This window comes from Deltaproteobacteria bacterium, from assembly GCA_029210625.1.
Classification (GTDB): Bacteria; Myxococcota; Myxococcia; order SLRQ01; family SLRQ01; genus JARGFU01.
In genome coordinates, this window is record JARGFU010000015.1 from 29219 (window position 1) to 52084 (window position 22866).

The following is a 22866-nucleotide window of genomic DNA, read 5'->3' on the forward strand; positions in this document are numbered from 1 at the left end:
CTCGATGGCGAACCGCTCGAACATCCTGGTGGTCGATGACCAGGTCAACATGCGCGCCACCACGGCGCTCATGCTCGAGTCGGCCGGCTACGCCGTGATCGAGGCCGAGAGCGGCGCGGCCGCCCTCGAGGTCCTGCAGGAGAAGACGGTGGACGTGGTGATCACCGACCTGCGGATGGCGCCGATGACCGGCATCGAGCTGGTGGAGAAGGTCAAGGAGGTCTCCTCCACCATCCAGGTCATCGTGATGACGGCCTACGGCTCGGTGGACAGCGCGGTGGACGCCATGCGGCGCGGCGCCACCGACTACCTCCAGAAGCCCTTCTCGGAGGAGGAGCTCCTGCTGCGGGTGCAGCGCGCCGTGGAGCAGCGGCGCCTGATCGCCGAGGTCGGGGTCCTCGCCGACGAGTTCCGGGCCCGCTACAAGGTCGAGAACATCATCGGCCGCAGCCCGGCCCTGCGGGAGCTCCTGGCGCGGGTGGTGCGGGTCGCCCCCAGCCAGGCGACGGTGCTGATCACCGGCGAGTCGGGCACCGGCAAGGAGCTCATCGCCCGGGCCATCCACGCCAACTCCCGGCGCTCGGACCGCCCCTTCGTCCCGGTGAACTGCGCGGCCATCAACGAGCAGCTCCTGGAGAGCGAGCTCTTCGGTCACGTGCGCGGCTCCTTCACCGGCGCGAACGCGACCCGGCGGGGGCTCTTCGAGGAGGCCGAGGGCGGCACCTTCTTCTTCGACGAGATCGCCGAGACCTCGATGAACTTCCAGGCCAAGCTCCTGCGGACCATCCAGGAGGGGGAGATCCGGCGGGTCGGTGAGAACGCCGCCATCCAGGTCGACGCCCGGATCATCGCCGCCACCAACGTCGATCTCCCCAAGGCGATCGAGGCCAAGGAGTTCCGCGAGGACCTCTACTACCGCCTGGCCGTGGTCCCGATCCGGGTCCCTCCCCTGCGAGAGCGCAGCGAGGACATCCCCCTGCTCGCCGAGCACTTCCTCGCCCGCTACAACAAGATCAACCGCACGGCGCTGAAGTGGCACCGCAGCGCCCTCGAGCGCCTGATGGAGCAGGACTTACCGGGCAACGTCCGCCAGCTCGAGAACCTGGTCGAGCAGGCCGCCGCGCTCTCGACCTCCGAGGTGATCAACGCGGACGATCTGGCCTCGAGCACCCGGGAGCGCCCGGTCAGCCCCACCCTGGCGATCCGGGACGAGGGCGGGCGCCTGCGCTCGCTCGCCGACGTCGTGGCGACCGCCGAGGCGGAGGCCATCCAGGCGGCGCTCGCGGTGCACCGCGGCAACCTGGAGAAGGCCGCGACGACCCTCGGCGTCTCGCACACGACGCTTTGGCGTAAGATGAGGAAGCTGGGCATCGAGCGCAGCTAGGCCAGGAGGAAACTCACATGCACCGCCACATCTCCGTCCTCGTCCTGACCGGGCTCTTCTTCCTCCTCTCCGCGGCCTGCGGTGGGGGAAACGCCACCTTCTCCGTGCGCGAGAGCGTCGAGCAGCTCCACGTCACCCACGCGCAACCCGGCACCACCCTGGTGCTCGAGCAGCGCGGCGAGGAGATCGCCCGGGGCACCGTCGATGGCCTCGGCAGCCTGGTCTTCCGGGAGGTCCCGCCGGGCGAGAAGTACCGGATCCGCACCGAGGGGGTGGAGCCCGAGGAGCGCAGCGACAAGCTCACCGTGATGAGCGAGGCGGAGAGCCTCCCCGAGCCGGCCTTCTATGCCGGGCAGGTGCTCCAGCCCGGCTTCAACTACCTCGAGACCCGGGACGGCACTCTCCTCTCGGCCTACGTGAACCTCCCCGGCCCCGTCGAGGACGGCCCCTACCCCACTCTGGTGAACTACTCGGGCTACAGCCCCTCGAAGCCCGGCGAGCCCATCGACCCGGCCCTCGAGGCCCTCTGCGACGACTACCCCGTCCTCTGTGACTCCCCCACCTATCCGTCCGGGATCATCGGCGGGATGATGGGCTACGCCACCGTGGGCGTGAACATCCGCGGCACCGGCTGCAGCGGCGGCGCCTACGACTTCTTCGAGACCCTCCAGCGCCTCGACGGCTACGACGTGATCGAGACGGTGGCCGCGCAGAGCTGGGTCAAGGGCAACAAGGTCGGCATGGTCGGCCTCTCCTACCCGGGCATCTCCCAGCTCTTCACCGCCCGCGAGCGGCCGCCCTCCCTGGCGGCGATCGCGCCCCTCTCGGTGATCGGCAACACCATGACCACCCTCGCCGCCGGAGGGATCCTCAACGACGGCTTCGCCATCATGTGGGCCGACCGGGTCAGCGATCGCGCCCGCCCCTACGCCCAGGGCTGGGAGCAGGGCATGGTCGACGCCGGCGACACCCAGTGCGAGGAGAACCAGCTCCTCCACGATCAGATGATCGACGCGGTGGAGAAGGCCTACGAGAACCCCTACTACACCGACGAGGTGGGCGGCCCGGTGAACCCCTCCCTCTTCGTGGACATGATCGACGTGCCGGTCTTCACCGCCAACGCCTGGCAGGACGAGCAGACCGGGCCGGGCTTCGCGGTCCTCCTCGACCGCTTCACCAGCTCTCCCTACGTGCGGCGCACCGTCTACAACGGCGTCCACCCGGACGGCTACGCCCCCCAGATCCTGATGGAGTGGAAGGCCTTCTTCGACATCTACGTCGCCGAGGAGATCACCCAGATCGATCCCTTCCTGCGCAACTTCGGCCCCACCCTGGTGGCCGAGATCTTCGGCGGTCCGGTGCCGATGCCGCCGGATCGCTTCCCCGCGGGCACCTCCCTGGCCGATGCCCGGGCGGAGTTCGAGGCGACCGATCCGGTGCGGGTGATCTTCGAGTCGGGCTCCGGCGAGCAGGCCGCCGTCGGGCTCCCCGCCGGCGGCTTCGAGGTCTCCTTCCCCGAGTGGCCGGTGCCGGGCATCGCGCCGGCCCGCTACTACTTCCAGGCCGACGGCAGCCTCGCCTCGACCGCGCCGGCCGAGGCGGCGGCGGCCTCCACCTTCACCCTCGACCCGGCCGAGGGGCAGGAGGGGATCCTCGCGGCGGGCTCGGGCATCTGGGATCAGCTGCCCGTCTGGGACTGGAAGGAGCGGGGCCCGGCGAACGCGGTGGCCTGGGTGAGCGAGGCGCTCACCGAGGACACGGTGATGATCGGCCACGCCAGCATCGACCTCTTCGTGAAGGCCAGCGGCGAGGACGCGGACCTCGAGGTGACCCTCTCCGAGGTCCGCCCCGACGGCGAGGAGATGTACGTGCAGAACGGCTGGCTGCGCCTCTCCCACCGCAAGCTCCAGCCCGAGTCCACCGAGCTGGTCCCCGTGCAGTCCCACAAGCTGGAGGACGTGGAGCCCCTGGCGGCCGGGCAGTGGAACGAGGCCCGGATCCCTCTCGAGGCCTTCGCCCACGTCTTCCGGGCCGGCTCCCGGATCCGCATCAGCGTGGACACCCCCGGCGGCAGCCGGGCCGACTGGCGCTTCAACCTCCTCGAGTGGACGACCCCGCCCGAGGTGCAGATCGCCCACCAGGCCGGCGAGGCCTCGAGCGTGCTCCTGCCGGTGGTGCCGGGGATCGCGGTGCCGACCGCGCTGCCGGCCTGCCCGAGCCTGCGCGGTCAGCCCTGCCGGACCTACGCGCCCTACACCAACACGGCCGCGCCCTAGCGGACCACGAGGTCCTGGATCCACGGGACGTCCGCCGGTGTCCCGGCGTTGATCTCGTCCTTCCAGCCCAGGTCGTCCATCCGCTCGAAGTCCCGGGTGATCACCTCGAAGTAGGACGAGGCCAGGCCGGCGTAGGCCCGGGGACCGGAGCAGTTCTCGACCGCGACCACCATCAGCCGGGGCTGGCCGGTGGCGACGTGGAGGACGTGGCCCACCGGGTTGCCCGCCTCGTCGGTCGGCTGGGTGTGCACGTCGGCGATGGTCGGGTCGAGCTTCACCGCCCCGGCCAGATCGAAGTAGAGGCCGGCGTACCAGCCCTCGAGGCCGGCGGGATCTCCGCAGCCCCACTGGATGGCCACGGCCTGGTTCACGAAGGCCAGCTGCTCGGCGGTGAAGGGCTGGCCCGTCCGCTGGTGCTCGGCCATGGACCGGAGGGTCCGGGCCACGACCTCCAGGTCGACGAAGTAGCCCACGATCCGCTCCTGCAGCCAGGGCGCGGCCGAGAGGTCGAGGGACTCGGCCATCGCCGCGCCGTGGTTCGCGAGGCCGACGAGGGCCCCGTAGAAGGCCGGGTAGGGATCGACGTAGGCGTCCGGGAACTCACAGCTGGTGCCCCCGGTGTAGGACTGCTTGGCGTAGAGGATGGTGTCGTGGCGCAGCTCGGCCCAGGAGGCGAGCTGGGTGTTCAGCAGGCGACGCCCCCAGGCCTCGCTGGCGGCCACCGCCGGGAGGCCCACCGCCGCGGGATCCTTCACCTCGGCGCCGGGAGAGAGCGCGCGCAGGGCGCCGAGCCAGCGGTTGTAGAGGTTGGCCTCCCAGAACGAGGTACCGTGAGCCTCGACCAGCACTCGCATGGACGCGAGATCCTCGGCGTAGTCGAAGGTCCGCAGCTCGTCCGCCAGGAGCGCGCCGGCCTGGTCGTTCTTCAGCGCCGCGAAGGCGGCGTCGAGGGGGTCCGGCATCATCCGCCTCACCGTGCCCTGCTTCACCCGGTCGTAGACGACGTTGGAGAAGACGTGGGAGTCGACCACGTAGCGCTGCCCGAAGAGGAGGTAGGTCGAGGAGAGGGGCATCGTCCCCTCTCCCAGCCCGTTGATCATGATGTGACTGGAGATCCGCTGGGTGCCGTAGCCCCCGTCGACGATGGCCTGGGCGATGGCGCCGTCGTCGAGGGTGGCGAGCTCGCCCAGGGCCGAGACCCCCAGGTCGGCCATCAGCGCCTCGGCCTGGGGCGGGGTCATGTTGTCCGACTCGCCGACGAAGGCCCGGATCGCGGCGTCGATGCGTCGCCACCGCGAGAGCCCCGTGCTCTCCATCAGGAGGTTCAGGCCGAGGGCGGCCTCGAGCTGCCGGCGCCGGAAGAGCTGGCTGTGGTCCGGCTGGGTCTCGATGATCCGGAAGTCGATCCGCCCGAGCCACATCATCGCCCGGAAGTAGCGGGAGAGCTCCACGCTGTCGGTGTAGTGACCCCGCGGGGTGAACTGCGAGAAGTCCAGGTCGCGGTCGAGGCCGAAGAGGCGCTTGCGCTCCCAGCCGGAGGCCGCCGTCGCGGCCTCGAAGAGCGCCTTCACCTCCGACTCCCTCGCCCCGGCCACCGGCGCCTTCAGGTCGCCCTCCAGGAGGCTGGCGGCGACGGCCAGGTAGAGGTCGACGTCCTCCCGGGCCTCGGCCGGCAGGCCCGCCGGCGCGCCCCCGGCCAGCCCCGCGCGCATGCCCTCGAGGAGCGCGCGCAGCTCGGGGATCAGGGAGGCCTGCTCGACGGCCGCGAGGATCGCGTCGTAGGAGCGGTGGACCGCGTGGAGGATCGAGTCGGCCGAGATGAAGAGGGGGAGATCCTCGGCGTAGAGGGTCTCGTAGCCGTAGACGAAGCTGGGGAAGTGCTTGCGCTCGGAGATCACCAGCCCCTCCCGGGAGAGGACGGCGAGCTCGTCGGCGTCCAGCTCGAGGGCCGAGGCCTGGACGATCCCCAGGTTCTGGGCGTCCAGGGGCTCGTAGGCCAGCGGCCCGGGGCGCTCGAGGGCGTAGCGGGCGAGGAAGGCGTCGGCGTCGAGGCCCCTCACCTCGGCGAGGGCCTGCTCGAGGGCCGCGGCCTCGGCGGCCTGTCCGGCGGAGGGGGCCAGGTCGACCCCCTGCCCCGGATCGCTCGGGCCCTCCTCGGCGCCGGGGCAGCCGGGGGCCAGGAGGAGCAGGAAGGCAGCCATCATCGGGGACAGGCTCTGGTGCTTCATCTCGTTTCACTTTTCTTCGGGGAGGGGCCTCCAGAGGCAGCAGGGAACATGCCAGCCGCTCCACGGCCTCCGGAAACCCATAAGGCTCCGTTTTTATTGGATGACCTTCCGGTCAGCGGAACCCCCGGGTGCTTCGAGATCCGAGGGCAACCACAGATCTTCGAGCCGATGCGCAGGGATCCCTATCTATAAAAATGAATCGATCCTGGAACCAATTGATCCATCTGCGGCTCCCATACTCAGGCCGGACTGGTTCGGGAGCACTGGTTCGCCGCCATAGGGAGTCGAATTACGTCCAGTGAGTCCATCCTCCGGGGGGCCCGAGGTGAAGCGGATGGAGCCGCGGAAACCGAGCCGCGCGCGAAGATCCTGTTGATCGACGACAGCCTGACGGTCCGCGCCGCGGCCCGCCGGGAGCTCGAGGGCGACAACTACCGGGTCATCGAGACCGACAACCCCATCGCCGTGCCCTACATCGTCTGGAAGGAGCGGCCCGATCTGCTCCTCCTGGACGTGAACATGCCGGCGATGAACGGGGATCAGGTCGCCAAGCTGATGGGCCTCGAGACCCGCAAGCAGGTGATCATCCTCCTCTATTCGTCCCTCGGCCTCACCGAGCTGCGGCGCCTGGCCCGGCTCTGCGGCGCCGACGGCAGCATCCAGAAGACCGGCCGCCCGGGTGAGCTCGTGGAGGCCCTGAGGAAGTGGGTCGAGTGAGCCCACCCTCCGCGACCTTCGAGGCGCTGGTCTTTCAGCTCGGCGAGGAGCTCGCGGCCTTTCCCCTGGCGGCGGTGCAGGAGGTCGTCCCGATCGCGACGACGGTCGAGCTCCCCGAGAGCCCCGCGTGGGTGGTCGGCGTGATGGACGTCCGGGGTGAGCTGGTGCCGGTGCTCGACGTCTGGAGCCGCATCCACCAGCGCGAGCGAGCGCTGGAGCTCTCCGATCAGGTGATCGTCTGCGAGAGCGGGACCCGCCGGGTCGGCCTGCTGGTGCAGGACGTCCACCAGGTGCAGACGATCGTGCCCGAGCGGCTGATCGCCGACCCGGGATCGGTGGAGGCCGCCGCCTACCTCCTGGGCGCCTACCCGGCCGCCGAGGGCTCCCTGCTCGTCCTCGACGTGGACCGCCTGGTGCAGCGCTCCGACCTGCCCGAGGAGCCGGAGGCATGAGCAACGCCTTCGCGGCGCTCGAGGCCCGGATCCTCGCGGTCCATGGCCTGCGTCCGCGCCGGGACTGGCCCCAGGCCATCCCCCGGGGCCTCGAGGCCCTCGCCGGCGAGGAGTCCACCAGCGCCGGGGAGGTGCTGCGCAGACTGAGTGACGAGCCCGCGCTCCTCGACCGGCTGATGGCCTACCTCACGGTGGGCGAGACCCACTTCTATCGCCACGCCCGTCACTTCGACCGGCTGGTGAACCGGCTCGCCGAGCGGGCCGGGGACGACTCCCCGATCACCCTCTGGTCCGCGGGCTGCGCCTCCGGCGAGGAGCCCTACTCCATGGCCATCGCCCTGGCCGCCCGCTTCGGCCGCGGGGTGCTCGGCCGGGTGCGCATCCTGGCCAACGACCTCTCGAACCACTCGGTCGAGCGGGCCCGGAGGGCCGAGTACGGCGCCTGGTCCTTCCGGGGCACGCCGGCCTGGGTCCTGGCCCACTACTTCCGGGAGGGGGCCCGGGGAAAGCTCTCCCTGGAGCCCGAGATCCGCAAGGCCGTCTCCCTCCGCCACGCCAGCATCGAGGCCTTCGCCGCCGAGCAGGCCGCCGGCTCGCTGGAGGTGATCTTCTTCCGCAACGTGGGGATCTACCTGGATCCGAGCGCGTTGGAGCGGATCTTCCGGGCCCTGCACCGGGCGCTCGCGCCCGGGGGCCTGCTGATGATCGCCCCCTCGGATCCCCGCCCCCCGGCCACCCTCTTCACCTCCCTGGAGGACGCCGGGACGATCCACGCCCGGCGCCAGGAGGTGGATGCCCGCGCGGAGGCACCTCGCGGCTCGACGGTGAGCACGGTGACCTCAAGCCGGACCCCCTCCCGGAGCCGGAGGCCCTGGGAGAGCGAGATCCACCGGCGCCCCCTCCCTGCGGCGCCGGCCCCGAGCGCTCCGGCCACGCCCGCGCCCGCCCCGGCGAAGGTGGAGGTCGGCCTCGATCCCCTGGCCGAGATCGAGCGCATGGGCGACGCCGGCGAGATCGACGCCGCCCTGGCCCTGCTCACCCGCCTGATCGAGGCCGATCCCACCGCGGCCGAGGCCCTCTCCATCCGCGGCCGGATGCACGTCTCCCGGGGCGCCCACGACGCCGCCATCGCCGACCTGCGGCAGGCGCTCTTCATCGATCCGGACCACCACCTCGCCCGCTACTGGTACGCCCTGGCCCTCTCCAGCGGCGGCGCGCCGGGCCGGGCCCTGGGCCAGCTCCGTGACCTCCAGCAGCGCATCGCCACCCGGGATCCGGAGGACGCGCTCGAGGACGGCCTGACCACCGCCGGCGATCTGCGCTCGGCCATCACCGCGCTGGAGGCGCGCTTCCGATGAGCTTCGACGCCAAGCACCTCGCGGTCCTTCGCCGCCGGGCCGAGCGGATCGCCCGCCGGACGAGCGAGGACGACGGCCGGGTCATCTCGGCCCTCGTCTGCTCCTTCCGGGTGGGGAGAGAGGTCTTCGCCATCGACGCCCGCGCTCTGCGCGAGGTCCTGCCCGCGCAGCCCCTCACCCACCTCCCCGACCTTCCCCCGTGGATCTCGGGGGTCATCCAGCTGCGCTCCGAGATCCTCTCGGTGATCGATCTCGGGGTCTGGCTGCAGGTCGAGGGGCGCGACACTCCTTCTCATCTCGTCATCCTCGAGGGGAGCCGGGGCGCCCTCGCCCTGGCCGTCGAGGAGGTCCTCGGGCTGCGGCCCCTCTACGAAGACGAGCTCATCGACGTGGCCGAGGCCGAGGCCGGCGGCCGCCCGGCGGTCACCCGGATGAGCCAGGACCTCGTCTCCATCCTCGATCCCCGAATCCTTCTGAAGAGAGAGGACCTCGTCCTCGAATGAACCGTCCTCGAGACCGGAGGTAGCTGCCTTGCGTTGGACCATCACCCGTCGAATCGGAGCCCTCATCCTCCTGATGCAGGCGCTCTTCCTGGGCGCCATCATCGTTCAGCTCATGGGTGCGGGCGCGATCCGTGAGGCGCTGACCACGAGCCGCGCCCACGCCACCCGCACCCGCGACGTGACCGTACGGATGGCCCTCCGGGCCAAGAACGCCGAGCTCTCGGCCATCCAGGTGCAGCAGTGGCTGACCGACATCTCCGCCACCCGGGGACAGGACGGCCTGGACGACGGCTTCGACCAGGCCGAGCGACACGCGGTCGCCCTCCGCGAGGCCCTCGAGGCCTTCCGCGCCCACTACCAGGAGGCCGGGGACGATGAGGGGGTCCGGCGGATCGAGGACACCAAGATCGCCTTCGAGAGCTACTACGACCAGGGCAAGAAGATGGCCCGCGCCTACATCGACGGCGGCTCCAGCGCCGGCAACGCCCTGATGAGTGACTTCGACGCGGTGGCCGTGACCTTCTCGCAGCGCTTCCATCCCCTGGTCGCGGAGCACGTCGCCGCGCTCGACCACAGCATGGGCGAGATCGATCAAACCTTCGGCACCATCGACGACACCATCGCCGAGGCCATCTCCACCATCCGCATCGCGCTCCTCCTCGCGATCGTGGTCGGCGTGGTGGTCCTGTTGGTGGTCCGCCAGATCGCCCGCCCCATCGTCACGATCGCGGAGGAGGCCCAGCGCATGGCCGAGGGCAACCTCGACGCCCTGCATATCGAGGCCACTTCCCGTAGCGACGAGGTGGGCGTCCTGCAGAACTCCTTCGTCTCGATGGCCACCAGCCTCCGCAGCGTGATCCACAGCCTGCGGGACAGCGTGGTGCAGGTCTCCTCGAGCTCCGCCCAGATCAGCTCGATCGCCAAGGAGTACTCGGCGACGGCGGCCGAGCAGGCCTCCTCCTTCGCCCAGGTCAGCACCACGGTCGAAGAACTCTCCCAGACCGGCAAGGCCGCCGCCGAGAACGCCCGCCGGGTGGTGGACGCCGCGGTGGAGGCCGCGGACAGCGCCCAGGGCGGCATCGAGGCCATCGGCAACGCCGTGGGCACCGTGGACACCATCGGGGCGCGGGTCGAGTCGATCGCGGAGAAGATCCTCGAGCTGCGGGAGCGCAACGCCCAGATCGGCGAGATCGGCGAGACGGTCAACGACCTGGCCGAGCAGTCGAACCTCCTGGCCGTGAACGCCGGCATCGAGGCCGCCAAGGCCGGGGAGCACGGGCGGGGCTTCTCGGTCGTGGCCACCGAGGTGCGCAACCTCGCCGAGCAGAGCAAGAAGGCCACCCAGCAGATCCGCGGCATCCTGGCCGAGATCCAGCGGGCGACCGACAGCGTGGTGATGGCCACCGAGGAGGGCACCAAGCGGGCCACCGACGGCCGGGCCGCCATCGACACGGTGCGCAAGGTGGTCGAGTTCTTCGTCTCCGTGGTCGAGGAGAACGCCGATCGCGCCCGGCAGATCCACGGCACGACCAACCAGCAGGCCTCGGGGATCGAGCAGATCTCGAGCGCCCTGCGGGAGCTCACCCAGGCGGGCCGCGAGAACCTCGCCGGCATCGAGTCCCTGGAGTCGGCCGCCACCGACCTGACCGCCTTCGCCTCCAGCGCGAAGGAGATGGTCGAGCGCTACCGCATCGGATGACGACGCCCGACCCAGAGCTCCTCGCGGTCTTCCGCGAAGAGGTGAGCGACGCCATCGAGACCCTCCTCTCCGCGCTCGACGCGCTGGAGAAGGCGGGCTCGGTGGAGGACGCGCTCGCGCAGGTCCGGGTGGTGCGGCGGGTCGTCCACAACATCAAGGGCGCCGCCCGGGCCGTCAGCCTGGACATGATCGAGCTGCTCACGCACGCCCTCGAGGACGGGCTGGGCGAGTCGCTCGCCGCGGAGCAGGCCCCGCCGGCCGCGATGGTGGCGCTCCTCCACCGCGCCGTCCCCCTCATCGAGGCGGCCCTGGACGACCCGGAGGCCCGGGATCGGATCCTGGCGCTGGTCCAGGAGATCGCCGAGCTCTCCTCCCCCCCGGGGGAGCGCCCGGCCACCCCCGGCCGGAAGAAGCGCGCGAAGCGCAAGACCCGGAAGACCGCACCGGCGGAGGCCGAGGCCCGGACCGAGCTGGAGGACGAGGCCGCCCTCGACGCGCGCAGCACGACCATCCGGGTGAGGCCCGAGCGCCTCGATCGCCTGATGGACTACTCCGGCGAGCTCCTCGCCCTGCAGAACCGGCGCCGGGCCCAGCACCGCGAGCTCGACGAGCTCGAGGCCCACCTCGGCGACACCATCGCGACCCTCCCGCCGGGCGAGCGGGGCCTCTTCCGCGAGGTCCACCACCGGCTCGAGGCGCTGCTTCGACGCAACGTCCAGGAGCTGCAGCAGTGGGAGCGGGTCACCCTGGGCTTCAAGGAGTCGGTGAGCGCGATGCGGATGCGGCCCCTGGCCGACTTCGTCCCGCGCTGGCGCCAGGTGGTGGACCGGGCGGCCGCGGCCCTCGACCTGCCGGTGCGCTTCACCGCCGACGTGGGCCAGATCGAGATCGATCGCCAGATCCTCGATGGCCTCTGGGATCCCCTCATGCACCTCCTCCACAACGCCGTGGGTCACGGCCTCGCCCGCGCCGCCCAGGAGGGCCGCGGCGACGCGGCCGGCCGGGTCCACCTGCGGGCCCGGACCGTCGGCAACCAGGTTGAGCTCGACCTCTGCGACGACGGGATGGGCATCGATCTCGAGCGGGTCCGCGAGCGGGGGGTGGAGACCGGGCTCCTCGAGGCCGCCGACGCGCAAGCCGCGACCGAAGACGAGCTGATCGAGCTGCTCTTCCTCCCCGGCTTCAGCACCGCCCGGGACGTGACCCGGGTGAGCGGCCGCGGCGTCGGGCTGGACGTGGTCCGCAGCCGGGTCGGCGAGCTCGGCGGCAACGTCACCCTCTCGACCTCCTCCATGCTGGGGGGGGCCAGCTTCCGGCTGACCATCCCGGCCAGCGTGGTCTCGATCCGGGGCCTGCTGGTGAACGCGGCGGGCACCACCTACGTCCTCCCGCACGCCAACGTGCGGCGCACCCTGCGCATCTCCTCCGATCTGGTCCGCTCGACCTCCGGGGGTGACGCCCTGGAGGAGAAGGGCGCCTCCCCCCTGCGCCTGCGCTGGCTCTCCGCCCTCATGCAGCACCCCCCCGGCGAGGACTCCGGCCAGCTGGTGATCGTCGAGGTCCAGACGGGCAACCGATCCCTGGGCCTGGTGGTCGACGAGGTCGCCGGAGAGGAGGAGCTGGTCACCCGCCCCTTGCCCTGGAACCTGGTCCGGATCAGGGGCGTGGCCGGGATGGTGGTGCTGGGCAGCGGCACCCTCGCCGCGGTGGTCGACGTCGAGGGCCTGCTCGAGCGCGCCTCCCTCGACAAGGGGCAGGCCCTGAGGGCCGCCCAGGAGCGGCGGGTGCGGCCGCGCCACCGGCTGCTGGTGGTGGACGACTCCCTGACCAGCCGCACCCTCGAGCGGAACATCCTGGAGGCGGCCGGCTACGAGGTGGAGATCGCCGTCAACGGCAGCGAGGGCTGGCAGCGGCTCCAGGAGCTCCCCGTGGACCTCGTCGTCTCGGACGTCGAGATGCCCGAGATGAACGGCTTCGAGCTCACCCGGCAGATCCGGGCCCACCCCGAGTTCGAGCGCCTCCCGGTGATCCTCGTGACCAGCCTGGATCGCCCGGAGGACCTCGCGGCGGGCGCCGCCGCCGGCGCGGACGAGTACGTGGTCAAGGGGCGCTTCGATCACGAGAAGCTCCTGGAGGCCGTGCAGCGGCTGCTCGGTGCCCATGCCTAGGTCGGTCCTGATCGTCGACGACTCCCCCACGGCCCGCCTCGCCCTGAAGCGTGCCCTGGAGGGATCGGAGCTGCAGGTGGTCGGCGCGGTCGCCACCGGCGGGGAGGCCCTCGAGTCCGTCGAGCGTCTCCGGCCGGACATCGTCACGATGGACCTCTTCCTGGGGAAGGACGACGGGGTGGAGGTCACCCGGAGCATCATGGAGCGCTGCCCCACGCCGATCCTGGTGGTGACCAGCGCCGACACCAGTGACGCCGAGCTCTCCTTCCGGATCGTGGGCGCCGGAGCCCTGGACGTCTTCCCCAAGCTGCCGGGGGCGGGCCACGCCGAGTACGAGCGGCAGCGCCGGCAGCTGATCCGGCGCCTGCAGCTGCTCTCGGAGGTCCCGGTGGTCACCCGCCACCGGCGCGAGGAGCGGGAGCGGCGTCACCGCCGCGCCCCGCCCGCCGCGCCCGTCCCGCGTGAGCCGCGCGGCCTGGGCGAGCGCTCGGAGGCGCCGACCCTCGGCCTGCGGGTCGGCCCCCATCCCAACGCCCGCCTGATCGTCATCGGCGCCTCCACCGGAGGGCCGCCCGAGCTGGAGCGGCTGCTCTCCCGCCTACCCGCTCCCTATCCCCTGCCGATCGTCCTCGTTCAGCACATCTCCGAGGGCTTCGCGGGGCCCCTGGCCGACTGGCTCTCCACCAGCACCGGCCACCGGGTGGTGGTGGCCGAGCGGAGCCTCTTCCCCGAGCCGGGGCTGGTGATCCTGGCGCCGGACGACCGGCACCTGGTCCTCACCTCCTCGGGGCGGCTGCAGCCCACCAGCGAGGAGGTGCCGGGGCACAACCGCCCCTCGATCGATCACTTCTTCTCCTCGGTCGCCGCGACCCAACCCGGGGGCACCCTGGGCATCCTCCTCACCGGCATGGGCCGGGACGGCGCCCGGGGGCTGGCCGCGCTCAAGCGCGCCGGCGGGATCACGATCGTGCAGGATCCCGACTCGGCGCTGCTCTCCAGCATGCCCCGGGCCGCCCTGGAGGAGGAGCCCACCGCCCTGGTGGCCGAACCAGGGCGGATCGCGGACTACCTGCGCGACCTCGAGGTCTAGCGCTGGACCACCGCGACCGGATGCGGGCCGGTCTTGAAGGTGCTGCGGACCGAGTCCTGGGCGAAGGAGCTGACCTTGGCCGGCCAGAGGCCGAGGAGGAGCACCGCCAGGGTGGCGATCACCAGACCGGTGCCGAAGGCGGCGCCGAAGCGGCGGGGGGCGGCGCCCTCCTCCGCCTGCTCCACCGCGGGCTTCATGTACATGTAGACCACCACCCGCAGGTAGTAGTACGCGCCCAGCACGCTCGCGAGGATGCTGATCACCGCCAGGATGTAGAGCGGCCGCTGCATGGTCTCGCTGTGCGCCGCGGTCTGGAAGAGAGCCCGGAAGATGTCGAGCTTGGCGATGAAGCCGCCGGTGGGCGGCACGCCCGCCAGGGAGAGCATGAAGACGGTCATCGCGAAGGCCAGGGCCGGGTGCTTGCTCGCCAGCCCGGCGACCTCGTCGATGTGGCCGGTGGCCTGCTGCCCCTCGCTGCGCTTCTTCTCCACCGCGCCGACCACCGCGAAGGCCCCGATGGAGGTCGCCGCGTAGACCAGCAGGTAGAAGAGCACGCTGGAGGTGAGGGCCGGGCCACCCCAGGCCGCGGCGACCACGGCCAGGAGGGCGTAGCCGGCGTGGGCGATGGAGGAGTAGGCCAGCATCCGCTTCACGTTGTCCTGCACCAGGGCCAGGGCGTTGCCCAGGACCACGGTGAGCAGGGCCAGCACGTAGAGGATCTGTCCCCAGCCGCCGTCGCCCACGGAGATCGAGGGCGCGGGCAGGGCCACCAGGAGCAGGCGCAGGAAGGCCGCGAAGGCCGCCGCCTTCACGCCCGCCGCCATGAAGGCGGTGGTGGGGGTCGGGGCGCCCTCGTAGACGTCCGGCGTCCACATGTGGAAGGGCACCGCCGCGATCTTGAAGGCGAAGCCCACCGCGGCGAGTCCGGCGCCGGTGAGGAAGAGGCCCGAGACCTCTCCGCGGGCGCCGGCGGCGATGCCGGCCAGGTCGAGGTGACCGGTGTCCACGTAGAGGAGGGCCACGCCGTAGAGGAAGAGGGCCGAGGAGAAGGCGCCCAGCACCAGGTACTTGAAGGCGGCCTCGACGCTTCGCTGCTGATCGCGGCGGAAGGCGACCAGCGCGTAGATGGCGATGGACATCACCTCCAGGCTGACGAAGAGCACCAGCAGGTCGGCGGCCATGGTCAGCATCACCATCCCGGAGGCCGAGAGGGTGGCGAGGCCATAGAACTCACCGCGGGCCAGCTTGCGATCCTGCAGGTAGATCTGCGCGCCGAGGGCCGAGAGGGCCAGGCTGCCGCAGATCACCACGGTGAAGAAGCGCGAGAAGGCGTCGACCGCGAGGGATCCGCCGAAGGCCGTGGTGGTGTCGCCGGCGCCCCAGAAGGCGCTCGCCGCCGCCACGACGGCCACCAGCGCGGTGACCCAGGGCAGGTGCGCCCGCGACTCGGAGTGCGTGGCGGTCTCGAGGAGGAGGAGGAGCACCCCACCGGCGACGAGCACGATGGGGGCCAGGACGGCACCGACGTCGGCGAGGCCGACCGAGGTGGCGAGAAGCACGGAGCCGGTCATCGCGTCTCCTCCTTCTGCACGGGCTGGGCGGTGGGAGCCTTGAGTCCCATCTCCTGGGCCCGCTTGCGGAGTATGTCGAGCTGTTGCTTCTGGAGGCGCAGCCGCCGGGCGGCGTCCTGCGGCTCGGCGGGGCGGGGGCGCTCGGGGACGCCCCGGCCATCGAGGTTCTGTCGCGGCACGATGCGCGGGGAGCCCACCCGGGTCCCGGCGGCCGGCGCGACGACGGTGCCCGCGGGCACCATCCGGCCGGCGGCCGGCGGCGGCACGGCCTGCACCGGAGCGGCGCCGCCGCCCTGCCAGGCGCGCGCCGAGGCGAGGACGCGGTTCAGCTCGTTGCCGGCGCCCAGCGCACGGCCCCCGGGCCCCAGGAGGACGACCTCGCCCTCCCCGGCACCCAGGGCCTTGCCGACCTCGGCGTTGGCGGTCGCGACGCCGCCGGTCTTGCCCTCGGTGGCCACCGAGAGCACGCGGCCCACGTAGGCCTCGACCGAGGGGGTGATCCGGTCGAGGAAGGGCTTCGGGTAGAGGCCCATGAAGAGGATCATCCCGGCGATGGGCACGAGGGTGACCCACTCGCGCAGGGTGAGGTCCTTCAGCTTCTCGTTCTTCGAGTTGGTCAGCGGCCCGAAGAAGACCCGGCGGTACATCCAGAGGAGGTAGACCGCGCCGAAGATCACGCCGGTGCCGCCGATGCCCGCGGCCCAGCGGCCCCAGGCGGGCGCCGAGGTGAAGGAGCCCAGCAGGATGAGGAACTCACCCACAAAGCCGTTGGTGCCCGGCAGGCCGGCCGACGAGAGGGCGACCAGCATGAAGAAGGCGGCGTAGGCGGGCATCACCTTGGCGATGCCACCGAAGTCCGCCATCTCCCGGGTGTGCCGGCGCTCGTAGATGATGCCGACCAGGAGGAAGAGCGCGCCGGAGGAGACGCCGTGGTTGAGCATCTGGTAGACCGCGCCGGTCCCGGCCGAGGTGGTCAGCACCGTGAGGCCGAGGATGACGAAGCCCATGTGGGACACGGAGCTGTAGGCGATGAGCTTCTTCACGTCGCTCTGCGCCATCGCCATGAAGGCGCCGTAGACGATGCCCACCACGGAGATGAAGGCGATGACCGGCGCGTAGATCGCCGCCGCCTCGGGGAAGAGGGGGAAGGCGAAGCGCATCAGGCCGTAGGAGCCCATCTTCAGGAGCACGCCGGCCAGGATCACCGAGCCGGCGGTCGGCGCCTCGACGTGGGCGTCGGGGAGCCAGGTGTGGAAGGGGAAGAGAGGCACCTTCACCGCGAAGGCCAGCACGAAGGCCCAGAAGAGCCAGCGCTGCTCGTAGAGCGAGAGGTTCGCGTCCAGCAGAGTCTGGAAGTCGAAGCTGCTGGTGTCGAAGTAGAGGAAGAGGATGGCCAGCAGCATCAGCAGCGAGCCGACCATCGTGTAGATGAAGAACTTGATGGCCGAGTAGATGCGGCGCGGGCCACCGAAGACCCCGATGAGGATGTACATCGGGATGAGCATGACCTCCCAGAAGACGTAGAAGAGGATCATGTCCACCGCCACGAACGCACCGAGCATCGCCGTCTCGAGGACGAGCATGGCGAGGTAGAACTCCTTGGTGCGTCCCTCGACCGCGGTGAAGGTCGAGAGGACCACGATGGGCATCAGCCAGGTGGTCAGCAGGATCAGGAAGAGGCTGATCCCGTCGATGGCCATGTGGAAGCGGATGCCCAGGGAGGGGATCCACTCGGCGTTCACCGTCATCGACTCCTGGAAGCCCGCCACGCCCGGCTCGAAGAAGGCGAGCAGGCCCAGCGAGATCGCGAAGACGATGGCGGAGGTGCAGAGGGCGACGATCTTGTGCTGCCCGGCCTCGCCCTTCGGCAGGAAGAGGAGGAGGGCGGCGCCGACGAGCGGCGTGAAGACGATCAGGGGGAGGAGCCAGGAGGCGAGGGGGTTCACTGGATCACCTCCGTACCGGTCTGGAGCATGGCCACGGGCCCGGCCGGGGCGCTCACTTCACTTCGGGCCACTCCGGCGGCTTCGTTGCCCCAGTGCTTCCAGCCGACGAAGGCGGCCAGGAGCAGGGCGGCGCCGATGGCGACCACCGCGGCGTAGCGCTGGGCGTCACCGTTCTGGATGGGGCGCAGCAGCGAGCCGAAGAGCCGCGCCACCTTGGCGCTGCCCTCGACCAGCAGCCGGTCGATGAGGATGACGTCGACCACCCACCACAGGCCCTTCGCGAAGGCCACCAGCGGGAAGACGATGAGCTTGAGGTAGGACTGGTCCCACCAGAGGCGCTCGTAGGAGGCGGTGTAGATCACGCCGAGGGTGCGCTTGGCCGTGGCGTCGCCCTTCACCTCGGCCTTGCCCCAGACCGTCCAGGCCAGGGCGAAGCCGGCCCAGGCGATGGCCAGGGCGATGCCCAGGAAGAGGAACTCGTTGGGGTGGTGCGGGGTCGGGACGACGTCGCTGGCGGTCACGCCGGCGAGCCAGTGATGGAAGGAGATGTGAGCGAAGAGCTCGGAGTTGTTCTGCACGAAGTGCGGGAGGCCGAAGGCGGCCACCACGATGGCCCCGATGGCCAGCACCCACAGCGCGCTGGTCATGGTCCAGGGCGACTCGTGGGCGTGGTCGTGCAGGTGCTCGTTGCGCGGCGTGCCCCGGAAGGTCAGGAAGTAGAGCCGCCACATGTAGGTGCTGGTGAAGAAGGCCGCCAGGGCGCCCATGCCCCAGAGGGTCCAGGCCAGGGCCGGGCCCGCGCCGCTGTCGCGCAGGAGGGTCTCGTAGAGGATCGCGTCCTTCGAGAAGAAGCCCGAGATCGGGATGATGCCGCTGATCGCCACGGTGGCGATGAGGAAGGTCCAGTGGGTGTGCGGGATCTTCTTGTGCAGGCCGCCGAAGAGGTGGATGTCCTCCTCGTTGCCCATGGCGTGCATCACCGCGCCGGCCCCGAGGAAGAGGCAGGCCTTGAAGAAGGCGTGGGTGAAGAGGTGGTAGGTGCCGGCGTAGAAGGCGCCGACGCCGACGCCCAGGAACATGTAGCCCAGCTGGGAGACGGTCGAGTAGGCGAGCACCTTCTTGATGCCGCGCTGGAAGAGGCCCATGAAGGCGCCCACCAGGGCGGTGGCCGCGCCGATGATGGCGATGACCCACATCGCGCTCGGGGAGAGGACGACCATCGGGGAGAGGCGCACCAGCAGGTAGACGCCGGAGGTGACCATGGTGGCCGCGTGGATGAGGGCCGAGACCGGGGTCGGGCCCGCCATGGCGTCGGGGAGCCAGACGAAGAGGGGGATCTGGGCCGACTTGCCGGTGCAGCCCACGAAGAGGGCGAGCACCGCGAAGGTGATGGCCTGGCCGTAGGTCCAGCCGCCGAAGATGGAGGCGGCGGGGATCACGCTGTCGACGTTCACGCTCCCGGCGGCGGCGTTCAGGCTCGAGAAGGAGAGGGTCCCGAAGACCGAGAAGAGGACGAACATCCCGATGATGAAGCCGAGGTCGCCCACCCGGTTGACGATGAAGGCCTTCTTGCCGGCGATGGCCTTCTCGGTGTCGGAGTACCAGAAGCCGATCAGCAGGTAGGAGCAGAGCCCCACGCCCTCCCAGCCCACGAAGAGGACCGGCAGGGAGTCGCCGAGCACCAGCACCAGCATCATGCCGACGAAGAGGTTCAGGTAGCTGAAGTAGCGGGTGACCCCGTCGTCGTGAGCCATGTAGCCCACGCTGTAGAGGTGGATGAAGAAGCCGATGCCCGTGATCACCAGCAGCATCACCGAGGTGAGGTGATCGGCCGCGAAGGCGATGGGGATCCGGAACTCACCGACCACGATCCAGTCGTAGGCGACGTGGTAGAGCCGCTCGGTGCCGCCCAGCATGGAGAGGAAGACGCCGAGGCTGATGACGAAGGAGGCGCCCACGGCACCGACGGCCAGCCACTGGGCGTTCTCGCGGCCCAGGCGGCGGCCGAAGAGGCCGTTCACCGCCGCTGCCAGCATGGGGATCAGCGGGATGAGGTAGAGCAGGCTCTCGACACGGGAGGGATTGATCATGGAGCTCATCGAGTCTTCCTCAACCCTTGAGGAGGTTCAGCTCGTCGACCCGCACCGTCTGACGGGTACGGAAGACGGCCAGCACCAGGGCCAGGCCCACGGCAGCCTCGGAGGCGGCCACGGCCATGACGAAGATGGCCATCACCTGGCCGTCGAGGCCTCCGCCGAAGCGGCTGCCGGCGACCAGGGTCAGGTTCACGGCGTTGAGCATCAACTCGATGCTCATCAGCACGATCAGGACGTTGCGGCGGATGACGACGCCGATGGCGCCGAAGGCGAAGAGGATCGCCGCGAGGACGAGGTAATGGGTCAGTCCGATCATCGGTCAGATCCTCCGCTTCGCCACGACCACGGCGCCGACGATGGCGACGAGGAGCAGCACGCCCGTCATCTCGAAGGCGATGAGGTGGTCGGTGTAGAGGAGCAGGGCCACTTCGCGGAAGGTGCCCACCTGGGTGCCGGCCTCGGCCAGCGCCTCACCCTGGCGCACGGCCCAGGCCACGATCACCGCGAGGGTGCCCGCGCCGGCCACGCCCAGGAACTTGAACCAGGTGTAGCGGGGTCCGCCGATCTCGTCCTCGGAGAGGGAGAGCAGCATGATCACGAAGGTGAAGAGCACCATGATCGCGCCGGCGTAGACCAGCACCTGGAGGCCCGCCAGGAGGTGCGCCCGCAGGAGCACGTAGAGCGAGGCCAGGATGAAGAAGCCGCCGATGAGGCTCATCGCCGAGTTCACGGGGTTGCGTGACCACACGACCCCGAAGGCGCTGACGACCAGAAGGCCCGCGAAGATCCAGAAGAGTGCTGCTTCCATTTCAGAAGCCTCCAGTTCGGAGAGATGAGACGAGGACGCCGGGAGCTGGCGTGCTCGACGCTAGGCCAGGGCGTACTCCGGGAAGGGACAGCCGCCGTTCTCGATGTGCGCCACCCACTCGTCGCGGAATTTCTCGACGTAGGGCGCGATCATCATCGCGGCCGCGTCACCCAGCGGACAGATGGTGTTGCCCATGATGTTGCTGGCGACCTCGAGGATCAGGTCCAGGTCGCGGGAGGTCGCCCCGCCGGACTCGACCCGGTGGACGATCTTGGTGAGCCAGCCGCAGCCCTCCCGGCAGGGGGTGCACTGCCCGCAGGACTCGTGATGGTAGAACTCCATCAGCCGCAGGGCGGTGCGCACCATGCAGGTCCCCTCCTCGAGGAGGGTCATGCCGCCGGTGCCGAACATGGCCTTGATGGCCTTGACCGAGTCGAAGTCGGCGTGGCCGTCGAGCTCCTCCGGGAGGAGGACGCCGGTGGAGGAGCCGCCGGGGATCAGGCCCTTGAGGGGCTTGTCCGAGCGCATGCCGCCCGCCGCCGCGATGACCTCGTTGTAGGTCGTCCCCATGGGCAGCTCGTAGATGCCCGGGTTCTTGGCGTGGCCGGAGACGTTGAAGAGGTGCGTCCCGCCGCAGCGCTCGTGGCCGAGCTTGGCGAAGGCCTCGCCGCCCATCTCGAGGATGGCCGGCACGCTGGCGATCGTCTGCACGTTGTTCACGCAGGTGGGGCAGCCGAAGAGCCCCTCCACCGCGGGGAAGGGGGGCTTGAGGCGGGGCATGCCCTTCTTGCCCTCGAGGGCCTCGATGAGCCCCGTCTCCTCGCCGCAGATGTAGGCGCCCGCGCCCCGGTGGACGTAGACGTCGACGGCGTAGCCGGTGCCCATGGCGTCCTTGCCCAGGATGCCGGCCTCGTAGGCCTCGTCGATGGCGGCCACCAGCTTGCGGTGGGTGCCCACGTACTCGCCGCGGATGAAGATGTAGGCGACGTGGCCGCCGATGGCCTTCAGGGTGCACCCGATGCCCTCGATGAGCATGTGCGGGTCCCGCTCCATGATGTAGCGGTCCTTGAAGGTGCTCGGCTCGGACTCGTCGGCGTTCACCGTCAGGTAGACGGGCTTGCCGGTGTTCTGGGGCACGAAGGACCACTTCAGCCCCGTGGGGAAGCCCGCGCCGCCGGCGCCGCGCAGGTTCGACTTCTTCACCTCGTCGATGAGGAACTCGCGCGAGAGCTCGGTCAGGGCGCGCTTCATCTGCTGGTAGCGCGAGCCCTTCGGATAGCTCGAGAGCTTGTTCGAGTCGGGCTTGTCCCAGTTCACGGACAGGATCTTCGGGTCACCTCCGAAATGCATCTTCAGTTCCCCTCGATCTCGGCGAAGAGCTTCTCGAGCTTCGCCCTGGTCAGTTCTTCACGGTACTCGCGGTTGTGCGCGAGCATCGGGGCGGTGCCGCAGGAGCCGAGGCACTCGACCACCTCGACGGTGACCTTGCCATCCTTGGAGGTGTGGCCCGGCTTCACGTCGTAGCGCTCGCAGATCCGCTTGAGGACCTCCTCGCCGCCGAGGACCTGGCAGGCCGGGTTGGTGCAGACCTCGATGAGGTGCTCGCCGGGCTTCTCCAGGTGGTACATGGAGTAGAAGGTCGCGACCTCCCGCACCCGCACCGTGGCGATGCCCAGGGACTCGGCCACGATCGGCATCACCCAGGTGGGGATCCAACCCAGGATATCGTCCTGGATGAGGTGGAGGGTCGGAAGGAGCGCGGCGCCCTTCTGATCTTCGGGATAGCGCTGCAGCAGCTTGGCGACGCCATCGTCGTACTGCTGGCGCTGCTCGGGCGTGAAGTCGGCCATAGGTGCATACCCACGGGTGGAGAGAGGACTTTTCGAGCGATCTCGATACGGCCAGAGGGCGCGCACGGTACTGCGGGGTCCGGGGGCTGTCAAGGCACGGAACCGGCCTCAAGTGCCCGGAAACTGTGGGCTTTCGACGGTTGACGCTCGGCGTCTTCGCGTCTACTCGCGAGGGGCTCCCAGCGGGGCGTGGGTCGGCTCGAGCCGCCCCCCGGCCGCGGCCGCCTGGATCACGATCTGCGCGCAGGCCTCGGCGTCCGAGGCCGGGTCGTGGTGCTGCAGGGGGATCCGCAGGGCCTCGCAGACCAGGGGCAGCTTGGTCGGGAAGATGTCGAAGACCCTCCGGGCCAGGCGGACCGTGCAGAGGAAGGGCGCCTCCGGGGGCTCGAGGCCCACCCGCTCGAGGCTCGCGCCGAGCACCCCTCGATCGAAGCCGGCGTTGTGGGCGGCCACGAAGGCCACCCCCTCCAGGAGAGGAGCGAAGGTCGGCCAGAGCTCCCCGAAGCGGGGCGCGCTGGCGACGTCAGAGAGCTGGATCCCGTGGATGTCGGTGAACATCCAGCGCTCCCGGCGGGGCGGCTGGATCAGGCGCACCTCCCGCGCGACCACCGCTCCGCCCTCCACCCGGATCACCGCCAGGGCGCAGGCGCTGTCCCGCTCGGTGTGGGCGGTCTCGAAGTCGATGGCGGCGAAGGTCGGGGGCAGGCTCTCACTCACGTC

At 70.5% G+C, this 22866-nt stretch carries 18 protein-coding genes; 9 read left to right on the top strand and 9 right to left on the bottom strand.

Features of this window, described 5'->3' with window-relative positions; genetic code table 11:
• Nucleotides 1–4 precede the first annotated feature (4 nt).
• Nucleotides 5–1384 carry a sigma-54 dependent transcriptional regulator gene (locus P1V51_15120; protein ID MDF1564373.1) on the top strand — a complete coding sequence of 460 codons (1380 nt, stop codon included), beginning with the start codon at nt 5–7 and terminating at the stop codon, nt 1382–1384.
• Between the two features lie 17 nt (nt 1385–1401).
• Nucleotides 1402–3660, top strand: a complete 2259-nt coding sequence (locus tag P1V51_15125) for a CocE/NonD family hydrolase (protein ID MDF1564374.1) — start codon at nt 1402–1404, stop codon at nt 3658–3660.
• On the opposite strand, the gene P1V51_15130 is transcribed toward P1V51_15125, so the two are convergent.
• The gene (locus P1V51_15130; protein ID MDF1564375.1) at nt 3657–5888 is read right to left on the bottom strand and encodes a DUF3160 domain-containing protein; all 2232 of its coding nucleotides are present in this window, start codon (nt 5886–5888) and stop codon (nt 3657–3659) included. The genes P1V51_15125 and P1V51_15130 overlap by 4 nt on opposite strands.
• 372 nt (nt 5889–6260) lie before the next feature.
• Between P1V51_15130 and P1V51_15135 the strand changes: the two genes are divergently transcribed.
• From P1V51_15135 to P1V51_15165, 7 genes are read left to right on the top strand one after another with little or no spacing between them, the layout of a single operon-like run.
• Nucleotides 6261–6605, top strand: coding sequence for a response regulator (locus P1V51_15135; protein ID MDF1564376.1), 345 nt, complete (start codon nt 6261–6263; stop codon nt 6603–6605).
• Nucleotides 6602–7057 (top strand): chemotaxis protein CheW, encoded by a 456-nt coding sequence (locus P1V51_15140; GenBank protein MDF1564377.1) that lies wholly within the window; start codon nt 6602–6604, stop codon nt 7055–7057. Before P1V51_15135 ends, P1V51_15140 begins: the two co-directional genes overlap by 4 nt.
• Nucleotides 7054–8415 carry a tetratricopeptide repeat protein gene (locus tag P1V51_15145; protein ID MDF1564378.1) on the top strand — a complete coding sequence of 454 codons (1362 nt, stop codon included), beginning with the start codon at nt 7054–7056 and terminating at the stop codon, nt 8413–8415. The genes P1V51_15140 and P1V51_15145 overlap by 4 nt, the downstream gene beginning before the upstream one ends.
• Nucleotides 8412–8918, top strand: coding sequence for a chemotaxis protein CheW (locus tag P1V51_15150; GenBank protein ID MDF1564379.1), 507 nt, complete (start codon nt 8412–8414; stop codon nt 8916–8918). The genes P1V51_15145 and P1V51_15150 overlap by 4 nt, the downstream gene beginning before the upstream one ends.
• Before the next feature lie 28 nt (nt 8919–8946).
• The gene (locus P1V51_15155; GenBank protein ID MDF1564380.1) at nt 8947–10617 is read left to right on the top strand and encodes a methyl-accepting chemotaxis protein; all 1671 of its coding nucleotides are present in this window, start codon (nt 8947–8949) and stop codon (nt 10615–10617) included.
• Nucleotides 10614–12785: a response regulator gene (locus P1V51_15160; GenBank protein MDF1564381.1), complete on the top strand. Its 2172-nt coding sequence runs from the start codon at nt 10614–10616 to the stop codon at nt 12783–12785. The genes P1V51_15155 and P1V51_15160 overlap by 4 nt, the downstream gene beginning before the upstream one ends.
• Nucleotides 12778–13875: a chemotaxis protein CheB gene (locus P1V51_15165; protein MDF1564382.1), complete on the top strand. Its 1098-nt coding sequence runs from the start codon at nt 12778–12780 to the stop codon at nt 13873–13875. Before P1V51_15160 ends, P1V51_15165 begins: the two co-directional genes overlap by 8 nt.
• Here the strand turns inward: P1V51_15165 and P1V51_15170 are convergent.
• The 8 genes from P1V51_15170 to P1V51_15205 form a co-directional block, all read right to left on the bottom strand.
• The gene (locus P1V51_15170) at nt 13872–15446 is read right to left on the bottom strand and encodes an NADH-quinone oxidoreductase subunit N (protein MDF1564383.1); all 1575 of its coding nucleotides are present in this window, start codon (nt 15444–15446) and stop codon (nt 13872–13874) included. The two genes, P1V51_15165 and P1V51_15170, sit on opposite strands and share 4 nt — an antisense overlap.
• Complete coding sequence (locus P1V51_15175; GenBank protein MDF1564384.1) at nt 15443–17392, bottom strand: NADH-quinone oxidoreductase subunit M; 1950 nt, start codon at nt 17390–17392, stop codon at nt 15443–15445. The genes P1V51_15170 and P1V51_15175 overlap by 4 nt, the downstream gene beginning before the upstream one ends.
• Nucleotides 17389–19491 carry an NADH-quinone oxidoreductase subunit L gene (gene nuoL, locus P1V51_15180; GenBank protein MDF1564385.1) on the bottom strand — a complete coding sequence of 701 codons (2103 nt, stop codon included), beginning with the start codon at nt 19489–19491 and terminating at the stop codon, nt 17389–17391. Before nuoL ends, P1V51_15175 begins: the two co-directional genes overlap by 4 nt.
• 10 nt (nt 19492–19501) lie before the next feature.
• A complete protein-coding gene (gene nuoK, locus P1V51_15185) occupies nt 19502–19801 on the bottom strand; it encodes an NADH-quinone oxidoreductase subunit NuoK (GenBank protein MDF1564386.1) in 300 nt (99 codons plus the stop codon).
• Between the two features lie 6 nt (nt 19802–19807).
• Complete coding sequence (locus tag P1V51_15190; GenBank protein ID MDF1564387.1) at nt 19808–20296, bottom strand: NADH-quinone oxidoreductase subunit J; 489 nt, start codon at nt 20294–20296, stop codon at nt 19808–19810.
• A gap of 60 nt (nt 20297–20356) precedes the next feature.
• Nucleotides 20357–21646 (bottom strand): NADH-quinone oxidoreductase subunit NuoF, encoded by a 1290-nt coding sequence (gene nuoF / locus P1V51_15195; GenBank protein MDF1564388.1) that lies wholly within the window; start codon nt 21644–21646, stop codon nt 20357–20359.
• 2 nt (nt 21647–21648) lie between these two features.
• A complete protein-coding gene (locus P1V51_15200) occupies nt 21649–22146 on the bottom strand; it encodes an NAD(P)H-dependent oxidoreductase subunit E (protein MDF1564389.1) in 498 nt (165 codons plus the stop codon).
• A 162-nt stretch (nt 22147–22308) separates the two neighbouring features.
• The gene (locus P1V51_15205) at nt 22309–22863 is read right to left on the bottom strand and encodes a 3'-5' exonuclease (GenBank protein MDF1564390.1); all 555 of its coding nucleotides are present in this window, start codon (nt 22861–22863) and stop codon (nt 22309–22311) included.
• Between the last annotated feature and the right edge of the window lie 3 nt (nt 22864–22866).